We start from the raw sequence: 21170 nt of genomic DNA, 5'->3' as shown, positions 1-21170 counted from the left end.
GTCGCGGTCACGGAGCTTAAAGGGCTTGTCGTGCGGTTTGGCGTTCAGCAGTAGTGGATGGGTGAGCTTGATGGCGTTCTACTCGACGGATACCTACCGTGAGTTTTACCCGCAATTTATCCGCAAAACTGGTGGAAACCGGTGGATTTCTCTGGATGAAATCGGACGGATCCCCGTGCACAGGACGCGCAACCAGAGCGAATGCGTAAAGCCTCAACCATTCGCTGTAACCCCGTACAAGAAAGCCTCCCGAGCGTTCTATGTATTGCTCGCGGGACGTTTCATAGACCTCCCGAAGTGCAAACCACGGCACATGCGGCAAGTCATGATGAACCAGATGATAGTTGTTGTTCAGGAACAGCAGACGCCAGAACCATCCTGCTTCGTTGATGACAGTACGATGCTCGTGCGCCTGTTCCGCCCGATGTTCCTGAAACGAACGGATCGAGCCCAACGACAACGACCCATACCCCGCGCCGACGATAAAGACCCAAGCAGGCATTCCGCACACACGTTGAAGCCACACCGTCAGCACGGCTAACGCGGCCAGATGCGCGAGCCACATCGGCGCATCGCGCCAATCGCCGCGTTTGACCTTGTCGAGCGCATTCGCGCCCGTTGCCGCAACGGCAAAAGCCGGCCCGACTAACAGGCGTCCGGCGAACGTATTGCGAAACGTCAGCAGAGCGCGAATCGCAAAACCCGCACGTTGCCACACATGCTGACTGACGAAGTAGCTTTCAGGATCGCGCTGGGGAAGCGTCAGATGCGGATCGTCGTGATGCTGAAGATGCGAATCACGGTAGATGCCATATGGAAACCACACCGCGAACGGCGCGAATCCCAGCAGTGCGTTGAAGAGCGGCGAGCGGGTCGGATGTCCGTGCAGCAATTCGTGTTGCAGAGACATGTACCACGCGCCCAGCAGTGCCAGCAGCGCGGTGGTCAATGGCAACCCGAGCGTGCGCGCATGCGTCGCTACGCCAAACCATCCGCCATAGATCGTGACGATCAGCAGCCACGTTGGCCATTGGGTGCGCCATGTCAAGCTTGCCGCCTGCCGGGCGAGTGCTTTGCGTTGCGTGTCGTCGAGGTAAATCGCCATCGGCTGGATCGGTCGGAATGCAGGTTTAGACTGATCCTACGGACCAATTCACATGACTAGAACCATTTTGTTCAGCAATGCATCTGCAAAATCGTGCAAAGGTGGAGGACGCTCAACCACCGTCCGCCACACGGCAAGCATGATCGAGCAAGCCTTCCGCTGTGCCACTGCCGTTGTCGGCATCCAGGCCGCTATTCACGACGAGCCAGCCGTCCTTCTCCGCCGACGGCCCCGCACCGGTCACGAGAATGGTTTGCACAGCCATCGCCGCGACACCTCTATTGTCACGCGCGACGATGCGAAACGGATTGTTCGCCTGCGTGAGCGAGGTGACGCGCATGATCCGGTAGCGCTGTCCGTTGAGCGTGTCCCAACGCCATTCGTCAGGCGTGTCCTTCGCGTGACGCGCGAGCGCATCGCTCACGTCGCTGCGCATGCAATCGATATGGATATGCAACTGGTTTTGCGAGCGGCGGTATTGCGAATTGATTTCGATGCCGAGTTGATTGTCGGGTAAGGACCGCTTGACGGACTTTTCGACGTAAAGCCGCGACGCCCATGCGTCGTCCCAGTAGTCCTGTGCATTCGGCGCCAGCACGAATGGGCTTTCTATGCCGGTGACACGGTCGGTCGGAATCAGCAGATGCTGCGAGCGGCCGACGATGTCCTTGAGGATCACATAGCGTTTGTCGAGGTCCACGACCGTGCATTGTCCCGGCGTGCCGGTGGCCTGTTGCGACGGCACGCAACGCAGATCGACGATTTTCCAGAGCGCGTTCGGATCGACTGCCGCAAGGCGTGCGCAGGAGGAGGCGGCAAAGGCGACCGCTAATGCGGCGACGGTTCGCAGAAGCGTTCGCCGAAGGCGGCTTGGTTTTGACGCGGTCATCGGCATGCGGATCGGCACTTTTTTATCGGAGTTTTCAACAGCATCTTTGACGGCACCGTCATGCCGTCAAAGCACCGGCGCCGGCAGCACGCCGAGCAATTGCTCGAATGCGACGCCGATCGCCAGCAACCGCCGATCCTCGCCGAGCGGCCCATCCAGTTCGAGGCCGACCGGCAAGCCGCTCGCGCTCATCCCCGCCGCCAGCGACAAGCCCGGAATACCCGACGTACTGGCTGGATCCGTATTGCGCAGGAACGCGTCCATCGTATCGATCGACGCGGCGCCATCGATCGATACTGTCGACGATCCGTTCAGGTCGTCGATCGGCACCGCGGTGAGGCGCGTGGTCGGGAACAGCAGCGCGTCGAGACGCTCATCCGCGAATGTCGCGGCGACATACTGCTGCAAGCGCGGCCGCCATTGTTTCAGTGCTGCGTCGTAGTGCGAGCCGAGCGTCGGCGAGCACGCCGTCGTAGATCGCGCGCACGTCAGGGCTCGCGATGCGGGCCGCCATGTCAGCCACGGTCTTCACCGGCGCATCGTTGGCGACGATCCAGGCGAGCACGTCTTCGCGCGGTTCGTGGATTGCGATCGGCCCACCGACCTGGCCGTTCAAGGTTTCCAGTTCGCTCATTTCGACGGGCACGAAGATAACGCCGGCAGCTTCGAGCCGCCGCAAGACGGCGCGCGCGACTTCTTCCACCTCCCTTTCGAGGCCTTCCCAGAGTGGCGCGGGCAAACCGATACGCAAGCCGTTCAGCGCGAGCGTGGGCAGCGGTCCCGTTCCGGTAATCACGCCGTCGAGCAACGCGATATCGGCGACCGTGCGCGCCATCGGACCCACGGTATCGCGCGTGTGGCTGATCGGCACGACGGCATTCAGGTCGTGATAGCGCCGCTCGGCGCCGCCGTTGCCGACCGAGGGACGAAACCCCGCGATGCCGGTTAACGCGGCCGGAATGCGGGTCGAGCCGCCGGTGTCGGTGCCCAGACCCGCGGGCACGATGCGCGCGGCGATCGCGACGGCGGTGCCGCCCGACGACCCGCCTGGAATCAGCGACGGGTCATACGGATTGCGCACCGGGCCGGCGTGGGAAGCGAGGTTCGTGCTGGTGATGCCGAACGCCAGTTCGTGCATGTTGGCTTTGCCGAGCACAATCGCACCGGCGTCCAGAAGCCGTTGTACCGAAGGTGCGTTCGTCTTCGGCACGAAGCCTTCCAGAGCGGGCGTGCCCGCCGAAGTCTGCAAGCCGGCCGTATTGATGTTGTCCTTCACGACGATGGGTAGACCGGCGAGCGGCAAGCGCGCTTTTGCTTCGGGCGGCAACGCATCGATGCGCTGCGCGGCGGCCAGCGCGCCGTCGAGGTCGAGCGTGGTGAGCGCATTGAGGGTTGAAAGCGCCGCCGCCCGCGCCAGCAGCGTGGCCATATAGTCGGCGGCTTTGAGGCGCCCGGACTGGATCGCTGCGACCGCTTCCGTTGCGGTCAGCGCCAACTGTTCATCAACGGTCCATGTCATTGCCGGCGTCCCCTTGAGCTGAAGTGACGCCTATTCTGGCACAGCCGCTTAAAGACCGGCGGCGCGTTAGGCAACGTGACTTTCGTTGGCAGGGTTGCCAGTCGCCGGCTCTTAGGGCGACGGACCTTCCGGTTCTGCGCGTTTGACCGGCTTGAGCGCCGCTATGGATTCTGCAAGCGCTATCGAATGGACCTTCTGCCGTTACTTGCGGCTGTCGATCCACATGCGTCCCCAACGGAACGCATAGGCGAGTGCGTGTTCTTCGTCGAAGAAGTAATCGAGTGCGTCGAACGAGTAGGCTTGACCCTGGCTTGCAGAGGTTTTCTCGATGGTCAGATTGGCGGCGAACAGGCCGTTAGGCAACTGTTGCGCAACCGGTGCGACTTCGTAGCCCTTGTAGCGGATATTTGAATTCATGGTCGTGGCAGTGAGGGTGTGCCCGCGTGTATTGCTAAGGAGCCGGCGCGCGGGACGCAACCCTGTGCGTCAGGCAACCGGTGAGTGAGCGGGCAGGATCAAGCGTAGGCCGCGCCGCGCAGCGGGTGAACCAATCTTTCGTCGTAAGCAAATCAGCGAGGTTCGGGAACGGTCTTCAGGCGGCCGGATCGGACCATAGTGCGATGAGCACGGAGACACTATCCGGCCTTGTCGGCGGATGGTCTGTTGTATGGCGCACGGTTTGGAGCGGGAGGAGAGGGGCCGCGTCGATGAAACCGGCCGGTAGGGAGGGTGCGTGGACCGCGAGCCGCGATCCACGGTGCCAGACAGTTCGCGTTTAAACCGCGTGCAGCAACCGGGCAGGTTGAGTTTCCTTGACTGCATTGCCGAACGGCGCGGCCGTCGGCGTGCGATGCGCGTTGAACGCCAAAGCGAATTGCGCGGCCTGCTGGCCGACCGTGGCGAGCTGATCGACAACCTTGGTGTCAGAGCAGGTGTCGACGGTGTCGAAGCGCGTTTCCAGCGTGTTGATCCCGGCGCCGAACGGCGTGGGCCAGCCGCGCAACGCGTGGACGATCGAACGTAGCGAGGTCAGCACCGAACCGGCAGCCTGCCAGCCATAAGCCGTGACGATGCAGCCGACTGCGCGGCCATCCAGATACGGCCGCTCATCGGCGCGCAGTTCCTCGAGCGTGTCGAGCGCGTTCTTGACGAGGCCCGAGACGCCGCCGTGATAGCCGGGCGTCGCGATGATGAGCGCGTCCGCGTGGCGCACGGCTTCGATCAGTTCGAGCTGTTCGGTGGTGCGTTGAGGGTTTTCCGGCGCGTAGTGGGGCAGGCTATGCAGGAAAGTTCCGCCAAACAGGCGGGTATTCGCGCCAGCGGCTTCCGCGCCACGCAGCGCAAAGCCGAGCGCGCGCTCGGTCGACGACGCCGCGCGTGTCGTGCCGCCGATGCCGATGACAAGCGGCCGGCGATGATGATCGAAACTGGTCAACGAAATGCTCCTTCGGTAGCGGCTCACGGAACGCTGGCGCGGGGCTGCGCGAGAGATGAACCGGGGCGAACCGGACTTTGAAGTGTCATCTTAATGACCGCTGCGAGCCGGGCGAAGCGACTTTTTGTTCTAACGATATAACCGCGCGCGGTTATCCGCGGCATTGTGGGTTGTCTGGCGGACATTTCGAAGCCGATACGCCGCCCTGTGCAATGCAGTTGAGGCCACGCCGGATAAGCATATGGCGATCCATTGGTTGGGAGCGCGCGGACGCACGGCTATGATCGACTCGTCTCCTCCATGACATCTCCTTGACATGGGACTCGGCCTCGCTACGTCAGTGGCGGGGCCTTTTTTTGTCTGCTCTTTCAGTGGTGTAAGCGCTTGCCGCTTCACGATAAAGCCGTTTTTCGCATGCTACGATGGTCCGCGAAGCGATTCCCGGCGAGGTCGAGCAAGCGATGGCAACCCTATATGACACGCTCGGTGTGCACGTGCACGCCACGGAAGAAGAAATCAAGCGGGCCTACCGCAAGGCCGCGATGAAATGGCATCCAGATCGCAACAACGGCGCCGAAGACGTTGCGCGCGCGACCTTCCAGGAAATCAAGGACGCGTACGCGATCCTCTCCGACGCCGTACAACGCAAGGTGTATGACGCGGTCTATACCGAGCAGATGCGTGGCTGGGAGGCGCAGCGAGCACGCCAGCAAAAGGCGCAAGCCGAACGCGAGACGGCGGCGCGTGCCGCGGACGAAGCGGCCTATGCCGAGATGGTGTCGCTCGCTATGCGTTTCGCCGGTGATGGCCACAATCGCGATGTGCTGTTCGGCGTGCTGCTAGGACGTCGATGCGACGCGCGGCGGGCCGCGCAGATCGCCGATAGTGTCTCAGCATTGCAGGCGTCGCGGCGCGAGGCCGAGAAGGCGGAGGTTGCGGCCGAGGTGGCCGCTAAAGCGGCGGATGTCTCTGAAGCTTCAGCCCAGGCGCAGGCAGCTACCGCCAACGACGATGCCGCCAATCGGGGCGTGCCAGGCAACCGCGGTAACGCAGGCAAGCGTGAAGAAAATGCAGGCGACGCCCATCCGGCCGGCGTACTGGGCGGACTCTGGTTTCAGTTCCTGAACGGCTTGCGGTTTTGAAGAGGCCGGCTCGCGCGATTGACAGCATACTGAAAGATTCGGCTTTGCGCTGCCGGACTTCGTCGCAAATGCGCCGCTCTTTCCCGGAGCGCCCCCGTCGTGTAGCTGAATCTTTGCTGATCCGCTCGCCGATGGAATGCTCGAGCCTGAGCGAGTCCGTTCGTTTGAGAAGGTGTTCTGGCAGATCGTCCGGCAGGTCAGCACATTCATCGACTTGCCGCAGTACGCGGCGGCGTGAGAGGCTGCGGGCGTCGAGGCGCCGGTTTGCGTGAGCGACGCGTTGTGAGCATCCCCGACGTTTCATCCGGCTGAGCAATGTCAGGCGCGAAACGCAGGGGTGCGTTTTCACCGTGCGGTTTTCGGGGGTGTCATCGGGTCGTTGGACGACATCGAGTGCGTGTCGGTGTCGTTCGGATCCGTCATTTTCGACGGGTTCCCGGGCCACATGGCTAGCGGGCTCGTCGCCGGGTCGCCGTGATACGTCATCCCTGCCGTGGGGGCGCCGTGCGCGTTACCCCCACCGGTGCCGCCCTGGCCGTTGCCGCCACCTTGTGCGAAGACCCCGCCGCAAGCCATTGAAAGAGCGGCGGTCGCGAGCATGATTTTAAGCGTGGAATTGCGCATGATATTTCTCCTTGCGAACTCATCAGACATTTGGGTTGCGGCCCGTTACTTCGGCATCAGCACTTTGTCGACCACCATGATGACGCCGTTGCTTTGATAGACGTCGTAGGTGGAAATGTCGGCGGTGTGGCCCGCTGCGTCGGCGACGACAATATTGCGCGGTCCGTTTTCCGTGAAGGTGAGCATCTCGCCGTTGACGGTCTTGATTGACGCTTTGCCGCCGCCGGCCCTGATCGCCGTGTCCAGCTTGTTAAAGTCGTAACGGCCGGGGAGCACGTGATAGGTGAGAATGCTGGTGAGCATCGCTTTGTTTTCAGGTTTGACAAGCGTGTCGACCGTGCCGGCTGGCAGTGCCGCAAACGCTTCGTTGGTCGGCGCGAAAACGGTGAACGGGCCCGAACTCTTGAGCGTGTCGACGAGACCCGCCGCTTTGACCGCGGCGACGAGCGTGGTGTGATCCGCGGAATTGACTGCGTTGTCGACGATGTCCTTGCTGGGGTACATCGCCTGTCCGCCTACCATGACGGTTTCACCCGCCGCGAATACGCTGGCGGAGGCAATCGACAACGCCGCAGCGGCAAAAACCAACTTTCTGTTCATGACCGGTCCCCTCAGGATGCAACGCGTTATTACGCTGCTCTGACCGGATATACGGTGGGCCGAGTCGTCTGGATGCAAACGGTTGGCGCACAACTTCTCTTCGCCAGCATAAGTGGCACGAGCACGTCCGCGTCGACGAACGTGTCAGACCTTGTTGTTGCCACCAGAAAAGTGCGGGGTTATGCCTGTGCGCCAGCGGTTTAACACCCTGCCGGCTTAGCGATTGTTCGGGCGCGCGAGCGGACTTCCCGCAAACGGGTCGTTCAGCCAATCCACCTGTTTTCTCGGCTGCGGGGCAGGTGCCGGGGTGGCCGACAATTCGAAGTGGTCGATTGATTGACCTGCGCTAATTGCCTGTTTAAGCCATTGGGGCATGTCACCCTGGCCGTCCCAGCTATCTCCCGTTGCGCTGCGGTAGCGCTCGCCGGTTTGCCTCTTCGGTTCGGCCGCCAGCACCGCGGCGAGGTCTTCTGGTTTGATACCAAACTCTTCCATGCGGTGGCGGAGATACGCAATCATGCTATCTCGCTTCCTTTCGTCCATAAGATATTCGTCCTTCTAAAGCGTCCGGTGTTCTGTCAATTACAGATTGCGAGGGAAAACCGCGAAAGCATTGAGCCCACGTAAATGGGGTCCGCCCGCGGTAAAGTTATTGATCGAAGGAAATCCTGGTAGCAGCGTCAAAAACGATGCCTCATAAATTGCGTTACTGCATTTGCCCGGCCAGGCCGCCTAAACGGCTGGCCGCGCCAATCAGCGAATATTCAACGCTCGGCCACGCGGCAGGTACGGCTGGGTAAGCCCTACGGCTGCGATGGAAAGAACACTGATGATGATGCACTGATTGCGGATGGCCGGTCTCATGCCCACGCTCCGTCTCTCGCCGGTGCCTCGCGCGGGGCTGATTTTGTGCGTTATTCCAGCATCATAGCGCACTGTTCGAGTAAAGCACGCGCCAGCCCGGCTGATTTTGTTGTCGCACGTCCCGGATCGGCCGAGGCTGTGTCAAAACTCAAAAACACCAGGTTTTATGGGGTCGCTTGACCCCTCGGGAAGGGTCACGAAGCCCGTATAGAGCGTTCTGACAAGCCAACTTTCTAGCTAAGTCGTAGTGCTACGCGTTTTGACACAGTCTCGGCCTGCAACCGACGCCGCTGGCACAGCCTGCGCCGCCGGGATTGAAATCCTGGATGGCCGACCTATAACGGAACTGTGGAGCAACACTCTGCGTTTCCAGCCTGGTGGCGACCGGTTCCGGTAAGCCGCGCGTGCACGCCGGACATCGGTTTCAGGTTTGGCAACTATTTACTCGTTTAGTTCGGTGACTCGCCGCAGCAGTCCCGCATAGGCATTCGCCCGTCCGTCAGTTCGATTTGGCGACATGACGTTTTTCGCGAATCAATTCTTTTTGAAGGGAATGAGTGCTGCTGCGCCGGATTCGAGGAGTCTGGACATGAAACTACGTTTATTGATGGCATTGGTAAGCGCCGCTTTCTTTCTGGTGCCGAATACAGCTGGCGCACTGGACAGTCAGCAGGACGACGCTGGGTCGGGCCGGGCGCTGATGCAGCAGAACGCGAATGAATCGGCGCAGGACGCAACCGACATGTCGTTTGGTGAAACTGGGCGCACCATGATGCCGGCTGCCCAACCGGTGCAGAACGTCTCCTATGGCGGGGCGGCCGCAGGCGCGACGGAAGCGGGAGGCCGACAGGAACGGCCGTGCTCTTCCGGAGCGCAATGCAGAATCTATTTTGGTCAGTAAGTCAGTAATAGACCGGCGATTCAGGAGGCGGTGGGGGAGCAGCACGCACCGCCTCTAACCAATCCGCACACGGAAATCTTGTCGAAATACCCACACGCCCGACTGCGTTTTTACGGAGTGGTCAGCGAGCGATTTAATACGATGTTAAGGTGTGTTCCGTTCAGGTCTTCACCGGTTCGTTTTCCGGCCGCAATCATAAGCAGGCAGATAGCGCCTGCTTTTTTAATTGTGATTGGCGGTTTGTGAATTGATTAGTCCGGTATGACTGCTCCAATCCCACTCGTTGTTTAGTTACTCGCAAACAATACTATGTTGATGGAAGATAATCTGCCGGCGAGCATTGCTTCGCCGGACGATGGCGCCTCGTCGTCCCTGCGTTCGTGGCTCGCTGTTGTAGCCGTTGCAATCGGTGCGTTTGCATTCGTGACCACGGAGTTTTTACCCGTCGGATTGCTGCCGCGCATAGCGGCGGATCTGGGCGTGCTGCCTGGCACCGCAGGCTTGATGGTCACTGTGCCGGGTGTGATTGCCGCCATCTCCGCGCCCGGTTTGATGCTGGTGGCCGGACGGATGGATCGCCGGCGCGTATTTCTGTTGCTCACGGCCTTGCTGCTGGCGTCGAATCTGATTTCAGCGTTTGCGCCCGATTTTCTGTCCATGCTGCTCGGACGCGCGCTGCTCGGTGCGGCCTTGGGCGGATTCTGGACCCTGGCGACGGCCGCATCGGGGCGCCTCGTCAAGCCGAAGGATTCGGCCAAAGCTATGGCGACGATCCTGACCGGCGTGACCTGCGCGACGGTGATCGGTGTGCCGCTCGGCACATTTATCGCCAGCTTTGCGTCATGGCGTGCGTCGTTTATGGCAACGGCTGTACTCGTTGCTATCGCGCTCGTGGCTCAGTTCGTTTTCGTGCCGTCCTTGCCGTCGACAGCCGCATTGCGGATGCGCGATCTGGTGACGCTGCTGCGCCGCCCGCATCCACGGAGGAGCATGTTGATGGTCGGGCTTGTATTCGGCGCGCATTTCTCCTCGTACACGTACATCACGCCGTTCCTGCTCCGTAACGCGAATTTGACGATGTCGACGATTACCTTGCTGCTGCTCGGCTTCGGCATGATTGGGTTCTTCTCGAACTTCGCCGTTTCGTCGACGGTGACACGTAACCTGAAAACGTCCGTGGGCGTGATGGTTTCTCTGCTCATGTTCGCGCTGTTCGCCATGCCGCTGTTGCAACAATCGCCGATCGGCGTCGCCGCGCTCGTACTCGCGTGGGGTATTTCGTTCGGGGCGCTGCCGCTGTGTTTCAGCGTCTGGATTCAACGCGCTACGCCGGATTCGCCGGAAGCGGGCTCGGCGCTGTTCGTCAGCATCATTCAGGTGGCGATTGCGCTGGGGTCGCTGATCGGCGGGGTGGTGGTCGACCATGTCGGCATTTCCGCCGACTTTCTTTTCGGCAGCGGTTTGGCGCTGCTGGGGCTCGCCGCGCTTGCCAGTTTTGGGCGGCGTGAGCAGGTCGTGGCGACGGAGTCGATAGCGTGTCCGGCGTGTACTGATTAACGGACAGGCCCATCAAGCGCCACGCCTACCGATCCACTTTTGTTATCACCCTCTCCAATACACGGATTGTTAGCGTATCGCACCGCTCGTATATTTGCTGAACGAATGCAGAGACCGCACGGACAGCAGAAACTACAACAACTGAAAGGCAAGCCGCATGGGTCTGCCACAGGAGCAAAGCGATGAATCGAATCGATCTGGAGGGGCGTGTTGTCGCCATTACTGGCGGCGCGCGCGGCATTGGTTACGCGGTGGCCCAGCGGGCACTGAACTCGGGCGCGTCGGTTGCCCTATGGGACATCGACGCCGAGCGCCTGGCGCGCAGCGAGCGCGAGCTCAGCGAACTGGGCAAGGTAACGGCCGTCACGGTCGAACTCACCCAGGAAGCCTCAGTGGTTCAGGCGGTGACACAAACCGTCGCCGCCCATGGCGCGATCGACGTGCTGATCAACTGCGCCGGCATCACCGGCGGCAACGGCCCGACGTGGGAGCTGGACCCCGAGGTCTGGCGCCGCGTGATCGACGTGAATCTGATCGGCCCGTATCTCACCTGCCGCGCGGTCGTGCCACAAATGCTCAAGCAGGGCTACGGCCGGATCGTCAATATCGCATCCGTGGCCGGCAAGGAGGGCAATCCGAATGCCTCGCACTACAGCGCGTCCAAAGCCGGGCTCATCGGCCTGACCAAGTCCCTCGGCAAAGAGCTTGCGACGAAGAACATCCTCGTCAATGCGGTCACGCCCGCAGCGGCCAAAACGGAGATCTTCGATTCGATGTCGCAGGAGCATATCGACTACATGCTCTCGAAGATTCCAATGAACCGGTTCCTCTTGCCGGAAGAAGCGGCGTCGCTGATTCTCTGGCTCTCTTCCGAAGACTGCGCGTTCAGCACCGGCTCGGTATTCGACCTGTCCGGCGGCCGCGCCACTTATTGAGTCGTCGCAGCTTCAACCAGGCCGTAGTGGTAGCAGTGCAAAAAAGGCAAAAACGCAGAGCGCGACCCGCAAGCTCTGCGAAGGAGACGACATGAGTCCGCATTCGCCCGCGTCACTGGAGGCGATCAACAGCAAGGTCATGCGCCGGCTGTTGCCGTTTCTTCTGCTCATGTATGTGCTGGCGTTCCTTGATCGCGCCAACATCGGCTTCGCGCAGAAGGCGTTGCAGCACGATACAGGTTTGTCTAATGCGGCTTTTGCCTTCGGCGCGGGCGTGTTCTTCATCGGCTATGCATTGTTCGAGGTACCGAGCAATCTGCTGCTGCACAAGGTCGGCGCGCGTGCGTGGATGTGCCGGATTATGGTGACCTGGGGGCTTGTCTCGGCGGCGATGTGTCTTGCGCATACGCCAACGGCTTTCTACTCACTGCGTTTTCTGCTCGGTGTCGCCGAAGCCGGTTTCTTCCCCGGCGTGATCTATTACCTGACCCATTGGTTTCCGCAAGCGGCGCGAGCTCGAGCGGTGGGCGTGTTCTATTTCGGTGCGCCGCTGGCGTTCATCTTCGGCAGTCCGTTGTCGGGTTCCTTGCTCGAATTGCATGGCGCGATGGGTTTGGCCGGCTGGCAGTGGCTGTTTCTGATCGAAGGAACGTTGGCCTCGTTAGTTGGTGTATGGGCGTTCTGGTATCTCGACAACCGACCTGAAGACGCGCGCTGGCTCGATGCGCAGGAGCGCAGTACCTTGCGCAGCGCACTCGACGACGATGCGCGCGCCGCGTCGGCGCATGGGCCGCGTCACATTCTCGCTGCGCTGGTCGACCGCCGTGTGTTGCTGCTTTCGGCGATTTATCTGCTGATTCAGATGAGTGTCTACGGCGTGATCTTCTATTTGCCGCAACAAGTGGCCGCTTTACTTGGCACGACGGTGGGCTTGCGTGTGGGCGTCGTCGCTGCGCTGCCATGGCTGTGTGCGCTGGCGGTGACGTGGTACGTGCCGCGTCGTGCGGATCGCACGGGTGGACACCGGCGCTGGGCGGTCGCGCTGCTGGTGCTTGCCGGCCTCGGTATCGGCGCCTCAGGGCTCGCGCACAACCCGTCGATCGGCTTGATCGCGCTGTGCTGCGCGGCCAGCGGTTTCATCGCGGCGCAACCGCTGTTCTGGACATTCCCGACGCGCTATCTCACAGGCGCCGCGGCTGCAAGTGGGATCGCGCTGATCAATTCACTCGGCGGCCTCGGCGGATTTATTGCGCCGAGCTTGCGCACCGCGGCGGAACGGGCGTTTTCGTCGACCTCGGCAGGGCTGATCGTATTGGGCGTCTCGAGTCTGCTCGCAGCGCTGATGATCGGCACGCTGTTGCGTCGTGACGGCGCACATTCAACCTGGTCTTTCCAACACTTACTGCACCGCGCCCGTTAGGCGCATTGTCGGATGCATGTTCGACGCATCAACAACGGAGCCCTTTTTATGGCCATGCCTACTATCCGGCACGTGCGTGCCTTCATCGTCCGCGGTGGCGGTGCGGATTATCACGATCAACCCGACGGACACTGGATCGACGATCACATTTCTACGCCGATGGCGCGTTATCCGGAGTATCGCCAGAGCCGCCAGTCGTTCGGTATCAATGTGCTCGGCACGCTGGTGGTGGAGATCGAAGCGAGTGACGGCACGGTCGGTTTTGCAGTGACAACGGGCGGCGAGATCGGCGCGTTCATCGTCGAGAAACATCTCGCGCGTTTTCTCGAAGGGCAGCTCGTTACAGACATTGAGAAGATGTGGGATCAGATGTATTTCTCGACGCTGTACTACGGCCGCAAAGGCGTGGTGCTGAACACGATCTCGGGCGTCGATCTCGCGTTGTGGGATCTGCTCGCGAAAGTCCGCAAGGAGCCGGTGTACCAGCTATTGGGCGGCCCGGTGCGCGACGAACTCGTGTTCTACGCGACTGGCGCGCGTCCCGACCTCGCGAAGGAGATGGGTTTCATCGGCGGGAAATTGCCTTTGCAGCATGGTCCTGCGGAAGGAGAGGCGGGTCTCAAGAAGAATCTGGAGAAGCTTGCCGAGATGCGCAGCCGTGTCGGCGATGACTTCTGGCTGATGTACGACTGCTGGATGAGCCTCGACGTACCGTATGCCACGCGGCTCGCGCAGGCGGCGCACGAGTACGGTCTGAAATGGATCGAAGAGTGCCTCCCGCCGGACGACTACTGGGGTTACGCCGAACTGCGCCGCAACGTGCCGCGCGGCATGATGGTGTCGACCGGCGAGCATGAAGCGACACGCTGGGGTTTTCGCATGCTGCTGGAGATGCAGTGCTGCGATCTGATTCAGCCGGATGTGGGATGGTGTGGCGGCATTACCGAACTCATCAAGATCTCCGCGCTCGCCGATGCCCACAATGTGATGGTGGTGCCGCACGGTTCGTCGGTGTATAGCTATCACTTCGTCGTTACGCGGCACAACTCGCCGTTCGCCGAGTTTCTGATGATGGCGCCGAAAGCGGATGAAGTGGTGCCGATGTTTACGCCGCTGTTGCTCGATGAACCGGTCCCCGTGAATGGACGGATGAAGGTGCCGGACACGCCGGGGTTCGGCGTGCGGCTCAATCCGGAATGCGCGCTGGTGCGGCCCTATCCACGTTGAATGTGCGTTGAATGTGCGTTGAACACGCGTTGACGGTGGGTTGAATCCGGGCTCAATCTACAAGACTTCATATTGATCCAGCCAACAGGAGAATGACGTGTTGCTCAAGGACAAGGTTGTGATCGTCACCGGCGGTTCGCGTGGCATTGGCCGAGCGATAGCGGTTGCGTGCGCAACCGAAGGTGCGGATGTGGCGATCAACTACTGGGGCGATAACGACGCAACTTATGGGCGCCGTTCGGCCGTCGCCGAAGTGGTCGCGGAAATCGAAGCGTTGGGACGGCGCGTGATCGCGATCGAAGGCAACGTAGCCGCGCGCGAAACCGGGCAGGAACTGGTTCGCCAAACCATCGAGGCCTTCGGTAAAGTCGACGTGCTCGCGAGCAATGCCGGTATCTGCCCGTTTCACGCCTTTCTCGACATGCCGCCCGAGGTATTGGAATCGACGGTGGCAGTCAATCTGAACGGTGCGTTCTATGTCACGCAAGCCGCCGCGCAGCAGATGAAAGCGCAGGGCACGGGCGGCGCGATCGTGGCGACGAGCTCAATCAGCGCTTTGGTAGGCGGCGGCATGCAGACGCACTACACGCCGACCAAAGCGGGTGTGCATTCGCTGATGCAGTCGTGCGCGGTTGCGTTGGGGCCGTACGGCATTCGCTGCAATTCGGTGATGCCCGGCACGATCGCGACCGATCTGAACGCGGAAGATCTCGCCGACGAGGCGAAGAAAGCTTACTTCGAAAAGCGCATTCCACTGGGCAGACTGGGCCGCCCGGAGGACGTCGCCGATTGCGTGGTATTCCTTGCTTCCGATCGCGCGCGCTATGTAACAGGCGCCGCGCTGCTGGTGGACGGCGGTCTGTTCGTCAACTTGCAGTAGCGCGCGATGCCGATGTCAATGAACCGGTGCGGATACGATCACAGGCGCGGTCACGGCCGAGGCGGAATCGTCGCGTGCGAGTTTGCGCGAGAAGCCGCGCAGCAAATCGATAAAGCGCAGCGCCGGTTCGGCGAGGGCTTCTTCCTTGCGCGTGAGAATGCCGAAGCCGGCGAGGCTCTTGCCGATTTCGAGCGGCAGCGCGACCAGCAGTTTGCCGCGCACATGATCGCGCACGACCGACTCGGGCAGCATCGCCACCGCGTCGTAGTTCTCGAGCAATTGCAGCGTGGCGAAGATCGACGCGCATTCGGTCAGGTTGACGGGCGTAGCAAGTCCCGCTCGCGCGAGTTCTTCTTCGAACAGCACGCGCGCCGGACTGGTAACTGGTTGCGCCACCCACGGCCAGTCGATCAGCTCCCGCAATGTGATGCGCGAGCGCTGCGCCAGCGGATGAACCGAACGCACTACCAGCAGCAAAGTTTCGCGGGCGAGCGGCTCGAAACTGAAATCGTTGTGTTGCAACGGACTGGTCAGGCGTCCAAGTGCCAGATCGACTTCGCGGCGGTGCAGCAATTGCACGACCTGGTCGCTGGTTTCGCCAAGAATCCGCACGTTGAGCAAAGGGCTTTCGGTTTTCAGCGCGGCGACGGCCATGGCCAGCAGATCGGGCGCAGCGCCCATGATGGCGCCGACGGTCAACTGTCCGTGCCCGCCGCGGCGTTTGACGTCGAGGTCTTCGGCAAAACGGGTCAACTCGGCAAGTGCACGCCGCGCATAGGCCAGCGTGACTACGCCGAGCGGTGTGGGCGTCATGCCGCGCGCGTTGCGCTCGAACAGCAGGAAGCCGAAAGCTTCCTCGATGTCGCCGAGCATGCGGCTCGCGCTGGGTTGCGCGACGTTGATCGCCTCGGCCGCTTGATGGAGATTGCGCGCGTCGTCGAGCGCGACGAGCAGCGCGAGGTGCTTGAACTTGAGCCGATTGACGAGTGCGATTGCAGCTGAGTGTTGGCTCATGGTTCCGGTGCGATTCGGTTTGTGGATCGCCCAATCCCAACAACGGATTGAGATGCTATCGACGCAGGAATTATAGTCGTATCAGAACGCTTCTACGCCTGGACGGAAAAGCGCCCCGATACGACGGGAGACAGGCCGTAATGGAAACAATCGCTTTCCGGATGGTGCTCAACCCCGGCATGCGCGAGGAATACGAACGACGTCACGCGCAAATCTGGCCCGAGCTGGTTGATGCATTGCACCACGCCGGTGTGCGCGACTATCGGATCTTCTTCGACGCGGGCACGGACCACCTTTTCGCTATTCTGACGCGCACCACGAATCACACGATGAATGCGTTGCCGCAACTCGACGTGATGCGCAAATGGTGGGATTACATGGCCGACATCATGCAGACGGCCCCAGACCATATGCCGTTTCAGCAGCCACTCGAACCGGTCTTTCATCTGAATTCGCTTAGCTGACGTCGCTGACTGCCAGGCCCAATGGGCGGAGGGTATCGCATGCAGGTTGTCGATTCGCATATTCATCTGTGGGATCTGAAGACGCATTGCTATCCGTGGCTGGAAAACCCGGGCGTGTCGTTCGTGGGGGACGCGCGCGACCTGAAGCACGACTATCTGCTCGACGATTTGCTCGGCGAAGCGGGCGATATTGAGGTGCTGAAACTGGTTCACGTGGAAGCGAATCACGACCCGGCCAATCCGGTTGAGGAAACCCGCTGGTTGCAATCCGTTGCGGATCGTCCGGCGTCGCGCGGCATGCCGAACGCGATTGTCGCCGCCGTGGATCTGTCGGCGGCGAACGCGCCGGAAATGCTTGAAGCGCACGCGTCGTTCGCCAATATGCGTGGCATCAGGCAGATCCTGAACGTGCACGAGAACAAGCTGTTCGATTACGTGGGGCGTCATTTCATGCGCGAGCCGCAGTGGCGCGAACATTTTGCGTTGCTGCGCCGTTACGACATGTCGTTCGATCTGCAACTGTATCCGTCGCAGATGGACGAGGCGGCTGCGTTGGCGCGCGCGCACGGCGATACGATTTTTATCGTCAACCATGCGGGCATGTTCGTGGATCGCAGCAGCGTCGCGGGTTATCGCGCGTGGCGTGAAGGGATGCGAACGCTCGCGGGTTGCAGGAATGTCGCGGTGAAGATCAGCGGACTCGCCATGTTCGATCACCAGTGGACCGTTGAAAGCCTGCGGCCTTACGTGCTTGAAACGATCGATGCGTTCGGCGTCGAGCGCGCGATGTTCGCGTCGAACTTTCCGGTCGATCGGTTGTTCGGCTCCTACCAGGATTTGTGGCGTGCGTACGCGTCGATCGTCGACGGCGCGAGCGTTGCAGAAAAAGAGGCGCTGTTTTGCCGTAACGCGGAGCACTTTTATCGTATCTGACGTACCGCAGCCGACGCATTCCCGAAATCGAACAAGAAGGAGACACGTAGTGCCGCAATCCCCATCCGCTGTGCCCAGACTCGAATTACGGCACGCGAGCAAATCATTCGGCCGGGTCCGTGCGTTATCCGACGGCGATCTCGCGTTGTGGCCGGGCGAAGTGCATGCGTTGCTCGGCGAAAATGGCGCGGGCAAATCGACGGTCGTGAAGATTCTCGCGGGCGTGCATCAGCCGGATACCGGCGCGCTGCTGGTCGACGGTGTGGCGCGCGGATTCGCGACACCTGCTGAGGCACGCGACGCGGGTCTGGCGGTGATCTATCAGGAGCCGACGCTGTTCTTCGATCTCTCGATCGCGGAGAACATCTTCATGGGACGGCAGCCGGTCGACCGGATTGGCCGCATTCAGTACGACGCGATGCGCCGCGAGGTGGATGGTTTGCTGGCCTCGCTCGGGGTCGATCTGCGTGCGGATCAACTGGTGCGCGGTTTGTCGATTGCCGATCAGCAGGTAATCGAAATTGCGAAGGCGTTGTCGTTGAACGCGAACGTGCTGATCATGGACGAGCCGACCGCCGCCTTGTCGCTGCCCGAAGTGGAGCGGCTGTTTGCGATCGTACGCAAGCTGCGCGAGCGTGATGTGGCGATTCTGTTCATCACGCACCGGCTCGATGAAGTGTTCACGCTGACGCAACGCGTGACGATCATGCGCGACGGTGCAAAGGTATTCGACGGGCTCACCGCCAATCTCACCACCGAATCCATCGTCGCGAAGATGGTGGGCCGTGACCTGGAGACGTTCTATCCGAAAGCCGACCGGCCACCGGGCGAAGTGCGCCTGTCGGTGCGTGGCCTGACGCGTGTGGGCGTATTCAAGGACATTTCCTTCGACGTCCGCGCAGGCGAGATCGTCGCGCTGGCGGGTCTTGTCGGCGCGGGTCGCAGCGAAGTGGCGCGCGCGATCTTCGGCATCGATCCACTCGACTCGGGTGAAATTTCGATTGGCGGCAAGCGCCTTGCCGCCGGCAGTCCGGCCGCAGCGGTACGTGCCGGCCTTGCGCTGGTGCCGGAGGATCGTCGCCAGCAAGGGCTTGCACTGGAGTTGAGCATTGCGCGCAATGCCTCGATGACGGTGCTCGGACGTCTCGTCAAACATGGCCTGATTTCCACACGCAGTGAAACGCAACTCGCCAATCAGTGGGGCACGCGTTTGCGCCTCAAAGCGGGTGATCCGCATGCGCCTGTCGGCACGCTTTCCGGCGGCAATCAGCAAAAGGTCGTGTTGGGCAAGTGGCTTGCCACCAACCCGAAGGTCCTGATCATCGACGAACCCACGCGCGGCATCGACGTCGGTGCCAAGGCAGAAGTGTATGGCGCGCTCGCGGAACTGGTGCGCGACGGCATGGCGGTGCTGATGATCTCGAGCGAACTGCCGGAAGTGCTCGGCATGGCCGATCGCGTACTGGTCATGCACGAGGGGCGTATCAGCGCGGATATAGCGCGCGCCGAAGCCGACGAAGAACGCATCATGGGCGCCGCGCTCGGCCAACCGGTTCCACCGTTGGGGCACGCGGCATGATGCGCCATTCTCCAACCCATCCCGCACCCGTTCAGGCCGCAACGCCGAAGCGTTCCGGCAGCGCGCCGGGCGGCTTCATCACGAGTATCGCGAAGAGCCGCGAAACGACGCTGTTCGTCGTGCTGATTCTGTTGATCGTGGGTACAGGGCTCGCGAAGCCGCAGTTTCTGAATCTGCAGAACCTGCGTGACGTCCTGCTCAATGTGTCGATTATCAGCTTGCTGACAGCCGGCATGACGGTGGTGATCCTGATGCGGCACATCGATCTGTCGGTGGGGTCGACGGTCGGCATCAGCGCCTATGCGGTCGGCAGCCTGTACGTTGCGTTTCCGCAGATGCCGGTGATTGTCGCGTTGCTGGCTGGGCTTGCAATCGGTCTCGTGGCGGGCGGCATCAATGCGTTACTCGTTGCGGTGGGACGCGTGCCCTCGCTGGTGGCGACACTCTCCACGCTCTACATCTTTCGCGGCGCGGACTACGCGTGGGTACACGGTGGCCAGATCAATGCGACCAGTTTGCCCGATGGGTTTTCCCATCTTGCTACCGGCACATTCTTCGGCATACCGACGCTCGCGCTAATCGCGATCGTTGTGCTGGCCGCTCTGGCTGTCTATCTGAAGCAGTTTCGCGGTGGACGCGAACACTATGCGATCGGCTCGAATCCGGAGGCGGCACGGCTTGCCGGCGTGAACGTCGAACGTCGCGTCATGGCGGGTTTTCTGTTGTCCGGCGCGATTGCCGGTTTCGCGGGCGCATTGTGGCTCGCGCGCTTCGGCACCGTCGACGCAAGCACCGCGAAGGGCATCGAATTGCAGGTCGTTGCCGCCGCCGTGGTGGGCAGCGTCGCGATCACGGGAGGTGTGGGCACCATTCTTGGCGCCACGCTCGGTGCGCTCGTGCTGGGCGTGATCAGCATCGCGCTTGTCGTGCTGCACGTCTCGCCATTCTGGGAGCAGGCGATCCAGGGCGCGCTGATCGTCGCCGCGATTGCCGCCGACACCTTGCTGGCCCGCTCCGTCGCCAAACGCATGATGAGGAAACGCGATCATGGCTAAACCCGATTCCGCGCTGCTCACGCGCAAACGCGAAACGCCGTTGCAATGGGAAGTGTTGCTGGTCATCGTGCTGGCCCTGTCGCTCGTGCTCGGGCGCTTGTTGTCGCCGGTGTTTCTCACCGGTGCGAATGTCAGCAACATCCTCGCCGATCTGACCGAGATCGCGTTGATGGCGCTGCCCATGACGCTGATTATCGTCGCTGCGGAAATCGATCTTTCTGTGGCTTCGGTGCTGGGTGCATCGAGTGCGTTGATGGGCGTGCTGTGGCACATGGGCTTGCCGATGCCGGTCGTGATCGTGCTGGTACTGATTGCCGGTGCGCTGGCGGGCTTGCTGAATGGCCTCGTGATCGTGAAGCTCAATCTGCCGTCACTTGCGGTCACGATCGGCACGCTGGCGCTGTTTCGCGGCCTGGCGTATGTGCTGCTCGGCGATCAGGCGGTCGCGGATTTTCCCGCAGGCTATACGGCGTTCGGCATGGATACGGTCGGCTCGACGTTCATTCCATTGCCCTTTGTGATCGTGATCGTCGGTGCGGTTTTGTTTACCGTGCTGCTGCAGTCCACCGCGTTCGGCCGCAGCCTCTACGCAATCGGCGCGAATCCCACCGCCGCGGCTTTCTCCGGTATCGAAGTCGCGAAGATCCGCTTGCGCCTATTCGTGCTGTCCGGCGCGATGAGCGCGCTGGCAGGCATTGTCTATACGCTGCGCTTTACCAGCGCACGCGGCGATAACGGCGAAGGTTTCGAATTGTCGGTGATCGCGGCGGTGCTGTTCGGCGGCGTGAGTATTTTCGGCGGACGCGGCTCGATGTTCGGCGTCCTGCTATCGCTGCTGATTATTGGCGTGCTGAAAAATGCACTGACCCTCGATGATGTATCGAGCGAAACGCTAACGATCGTCACCGGCGTGCTGCTGCTGGCATCAGTGCTGATTCCCAATCTGGTTGCCCGCTGGCGGGCGGCGCGTGACCGGCGTTTCATCGCGAAGTCCGCTTCTTCTTTATGACGTTCTCTTTAAACCGGC

General features: G+C 61.4%; 20 protein-coding genes and 1 pseudogene. 12 read left to right on the top strand and 9 right to left on the bottom strand.

The window, feature by feature from the left end; genetic code table 11:
- Positions 1–16: 16 nt before the first annotated feature.
- From ACUN0E_RS15690 to ACUN0E_RS15670, 5 genes and pseudogenes are all read right to left on the bottom strand, one after another.
- Positions 17–1105, bottom strand: a complete 1089-nt coding sequence (locus ACUN0E_RS15690) for a fatty acid desaturase (RefSeq protein WP_445567178.1) — start codon at positions 1103–1105, stop codon at positions 17–19.
- Positions 1106–1217: 112 nt separating this feature from the next.
- Complete coding sequence (locus ACUN0E_RS15685) at positions 1218–1994, bottom strand: CDP-diacylglycerol diphosphatase (protein ID WP_445567177.1); 777 nt, start codon at positions 1992–1994, stop codon at positions 1218–1220.
- A 66-nt stretch (positions 1995–2060) separates the two neighbouring features.
- Positions 2061–3513: pseudogene (gene iaaH / locus ACUN0E_RS15680) on the bottom strand (indoleacetamide hydrolase).
- Between the two features lie 201 nt (positions 3514–3714).
- Entirely contained in the window at positions 3715–3930 is a 216-nt protein-coding gene (locus tag ACUN0E_RS15675) for a transcriptional regulator (RefSeq protein ID WP_408226701.1), read from the bottom strand.
- 358 nt (positions 3931–4288) lie between these two features.
- Positions 4289–4948 (bottom strand): NADPH-dependent FMN reductase, encoded by a 660-nt coding sequence (locus tag ACUN0E_RS15670; RefSeq protein WP_445567176.1) that lies wholly within the window; start codon positions 4946–4948, stop codon positions 4289–4291.
- A 461-nt stretch (positions 4949–5409) separates the two neighbouring features.
- On the opposite strand from ACUN0E_RS15670, the gene ACUN0E_RS15665 reads away from it, so the two are divergent.
- A complete protein-coding gene (locus ACUN0E_RS15665) occupies positions 5410–6090 on the top strand; it encodes a J domain-containing protein (RefSeq protein ID WP_445567175.1) in 681 nt (226 codons plus the stop codon).
- Between the two features lie 345 nt (positions 6091–6435).
- Here ACUN0E_RS15665 and ACUN0E_RS15660 read toward each other — a convergent pair whose 3' ends face one another.
- The 3 genes from ACUN0E_RS15660 to ACUN0E_RS15650 form a co-directional block, all read right to left on the bottom strand.
- The gene (locus ACUN0E_RS15660; RefSeq protein ID WP_408337636.1) at positions 6436–6714 is read right to left on the bottom strand and encodes a hypothetical protein; all 279 of its coding nucleotides are present in this window, start codon (positions 6712–6714) and stop codon (positions 6436–6438) included.
- Between the two features lie 45 nt (positions 6715–6759).
- Positions 6760–7314, bottom strand: a complete 555-nt coding sequence (locus tag ACUN0E_RS15655) for a fasciclin domain-containing protein (protein ID WP_408226713.1) — start codon at positions 7312–7314, stop codon at positions 6760–6762.
- A 216-nt stretch (positions 7315–7530) separates the two neighbouring features.
- Positions 7531–7857 carry an H-NS histone family protein gene (locus tag ACUN0E_RS15650; RefSeq protein ID WP_408226716.1) on the bottom strand — a complete coding sequence of 109 codons (327 nt, stop codon included), beginning with the start codon at positions 7855–7857 and terminating at the stop codon, positions 7531–7533.
- Positions 7858–8767: 910 nt separating this feature from the next.
- Here ACUN0E_RS15650 and ACUN0E_RS15645 point away from each other — a divergent pair.
- From ACUN0E_RS15645 to ACUN0E_RS15620, 6 genes are all read left to right on the top strand, one after another.
- Positions 8768–9079 carry a hypothetical protein gene (locus ACUN0E_RS15645; RefSeq protein ID WP_445570448.1) on the top strand — a complete coding sequence of 104 codons (312 nt, stop codon included), beginning with the start codon at positions 8768–8770 and terminating at the stop codon, positions 9077–9079.
- A 309-nt stretch (positions 9080–9388) separates the two neighbouring features.
- Positions 9389–10636, top strand: coding sequence for an MFS transporter (locus tag ACUN0E_RS15640; protein ID WP_445567174.1), 1248 nt, complete (start codon positions 9389–9391; stop codon positions 10634–10636).
- A gap of 182 nt (positions 10637–10818) precedes the next feature.
- Positions 10819–11571 carry an SDR family NAD(P)-dependent oxidoreductase gene (locus ACUN0E_RS15635; RefSeq protein WP_445567173.1) on the top strand — a complete coding sequence of 251 codons (753 nt, stop codon included), beginning with the start codon at positions 10819–10821 and terminating at the stop codon, positions 11569–11571.
- 91 nt (positions 11572–11662) lie between these two features.
- Positions 11663–12991, top strand: coding sequence for an MFS transporter (locus ACUN0E_RS15630; RefSeq protein ID WP_445567172.1), 1329 nt, complete (start codon positions 11663–11665; stop codon positions 12989–12991).
- Positions 12992–13039: 48 nt separating this feature from the next.
- Complete coding sequence (gene rhmD, locus ACUN0E_RS15625; protein WP_054035971.1) at positions 13040–14218, top strand: L-rhamnonate dehydratase; 1179 nt, start codon at positions 13040–13042, stop codon at positions 14216–14218.
- A 97-nt stretch (positions 14219–14315) separates the two neighbouring features.
- A complete protein-coding gene (locus ACUN0E_RS15620; RefSeq protein ID WP_408226798.1) occupies positions 14316–15098 on the top strand; it encodes an SDR family NAD(P)-dependent oxidoreductase in 783 nt (260 codons plus the stop codon).
- A gap of 15 nt (positions 15099–15113) precedes the next feature.
- Here the strand turns inward: ACUN0E_RS15620 and ACUN0E_RS15615 are convergent, their stop codons facing one another.
- On the bottom strand, positions 15114–16112 hold the full coding sequence (locus tag ACUN0E_RS15615) for a LysR family transcriptional regulator (RefSeq protein WP_408226801.1): 999 nt from the start codon (positions 16110–16112) through the stop codon (positions 15114–15116).
- Positions 16113–16252: 140 nt separating this feature from the next.
- Here ACUN0E_RS15615 and rhaM point away from each other — a divergent pair, with 140 nt between their 5' ends.
- The 5 genes from rhaM to ACUN0E_RS15590 are packed head-to-tail and all read left to right on the top strand — an operon-like array spanning position 16253 to position 21152.
- Positions 16253–16576, top strand: a complete 324-nt coding sequence (rhaM, locus tag ACUN0E_RS15610) for an L-rhamnose mutarotase (protein ID WP_445567171.1) — start codon at positions 16253–16255, stop codon at positions 16574–16576.
- A gap of 39 nt (positions 16577–16615) precedes the next feature.
- Positions 16616–17509: an amidohydrolase family protein gene (locus ACUN0E_RS15605; protein WP_445567170.1), complete on the top strand. Its 894-nt coding sequence runs from the start codon at positions 16616–16618 to the stop codon at positions 17507–17509.
- A 49-nt stretch (positions 17510–17558) separates the two neighbouring features.
- Positions 17559–19088 carry a sugar ABC transporter ATP-binding protein gene (locus tag ACUN0E_RS15600; RefSeq protein ID WP_445567169.1) on the top strand — a complete coding sequence of 510 codons (1530 nt, stop codon included), beginning with the start codon at positions 17559–17561 and terminating at the stop codon, positions 19086–19088.
- The gene (locus ACUN0E_RS15595) at positions 19085–20143 is read left to right on the top strand and encodes an ABC transporter permease (protein WP_445567168.1); all 1059 of its coding nucleotides are present in this window, start codon (positions 19085–19087) and stop codon (positions 20141–20143) included. Before ACUN0E_RS15600 ends, ACUN0E_RS15595 begins: the two co-directional genes overlap by 4 nt.
- The gene (locus ACUN0E_RS15590) at positions 20136–21152 is read left to right on the top strand and encodes an ABC transporter permease (protein ID WP_445567167.1); all 1017 of its coding nucleotides are present in this window, start codon (positions 20136–20138) and stop codon (positions 21150–21152) included. Before ACUN0E_RS15595 ends, ACUN0E_RS15590 begins: the two co-directional genes overlap by 8 nt.
- Positions 21153–21170 lie beyond the last annotated feature (18 nt).

It is taken from the genome of Paraburkholderia sp. D1E, from assembly GCF_052682275.1.
This window is presented reverse-complemented; position numbering and strand designations above follow the sequence as displayed.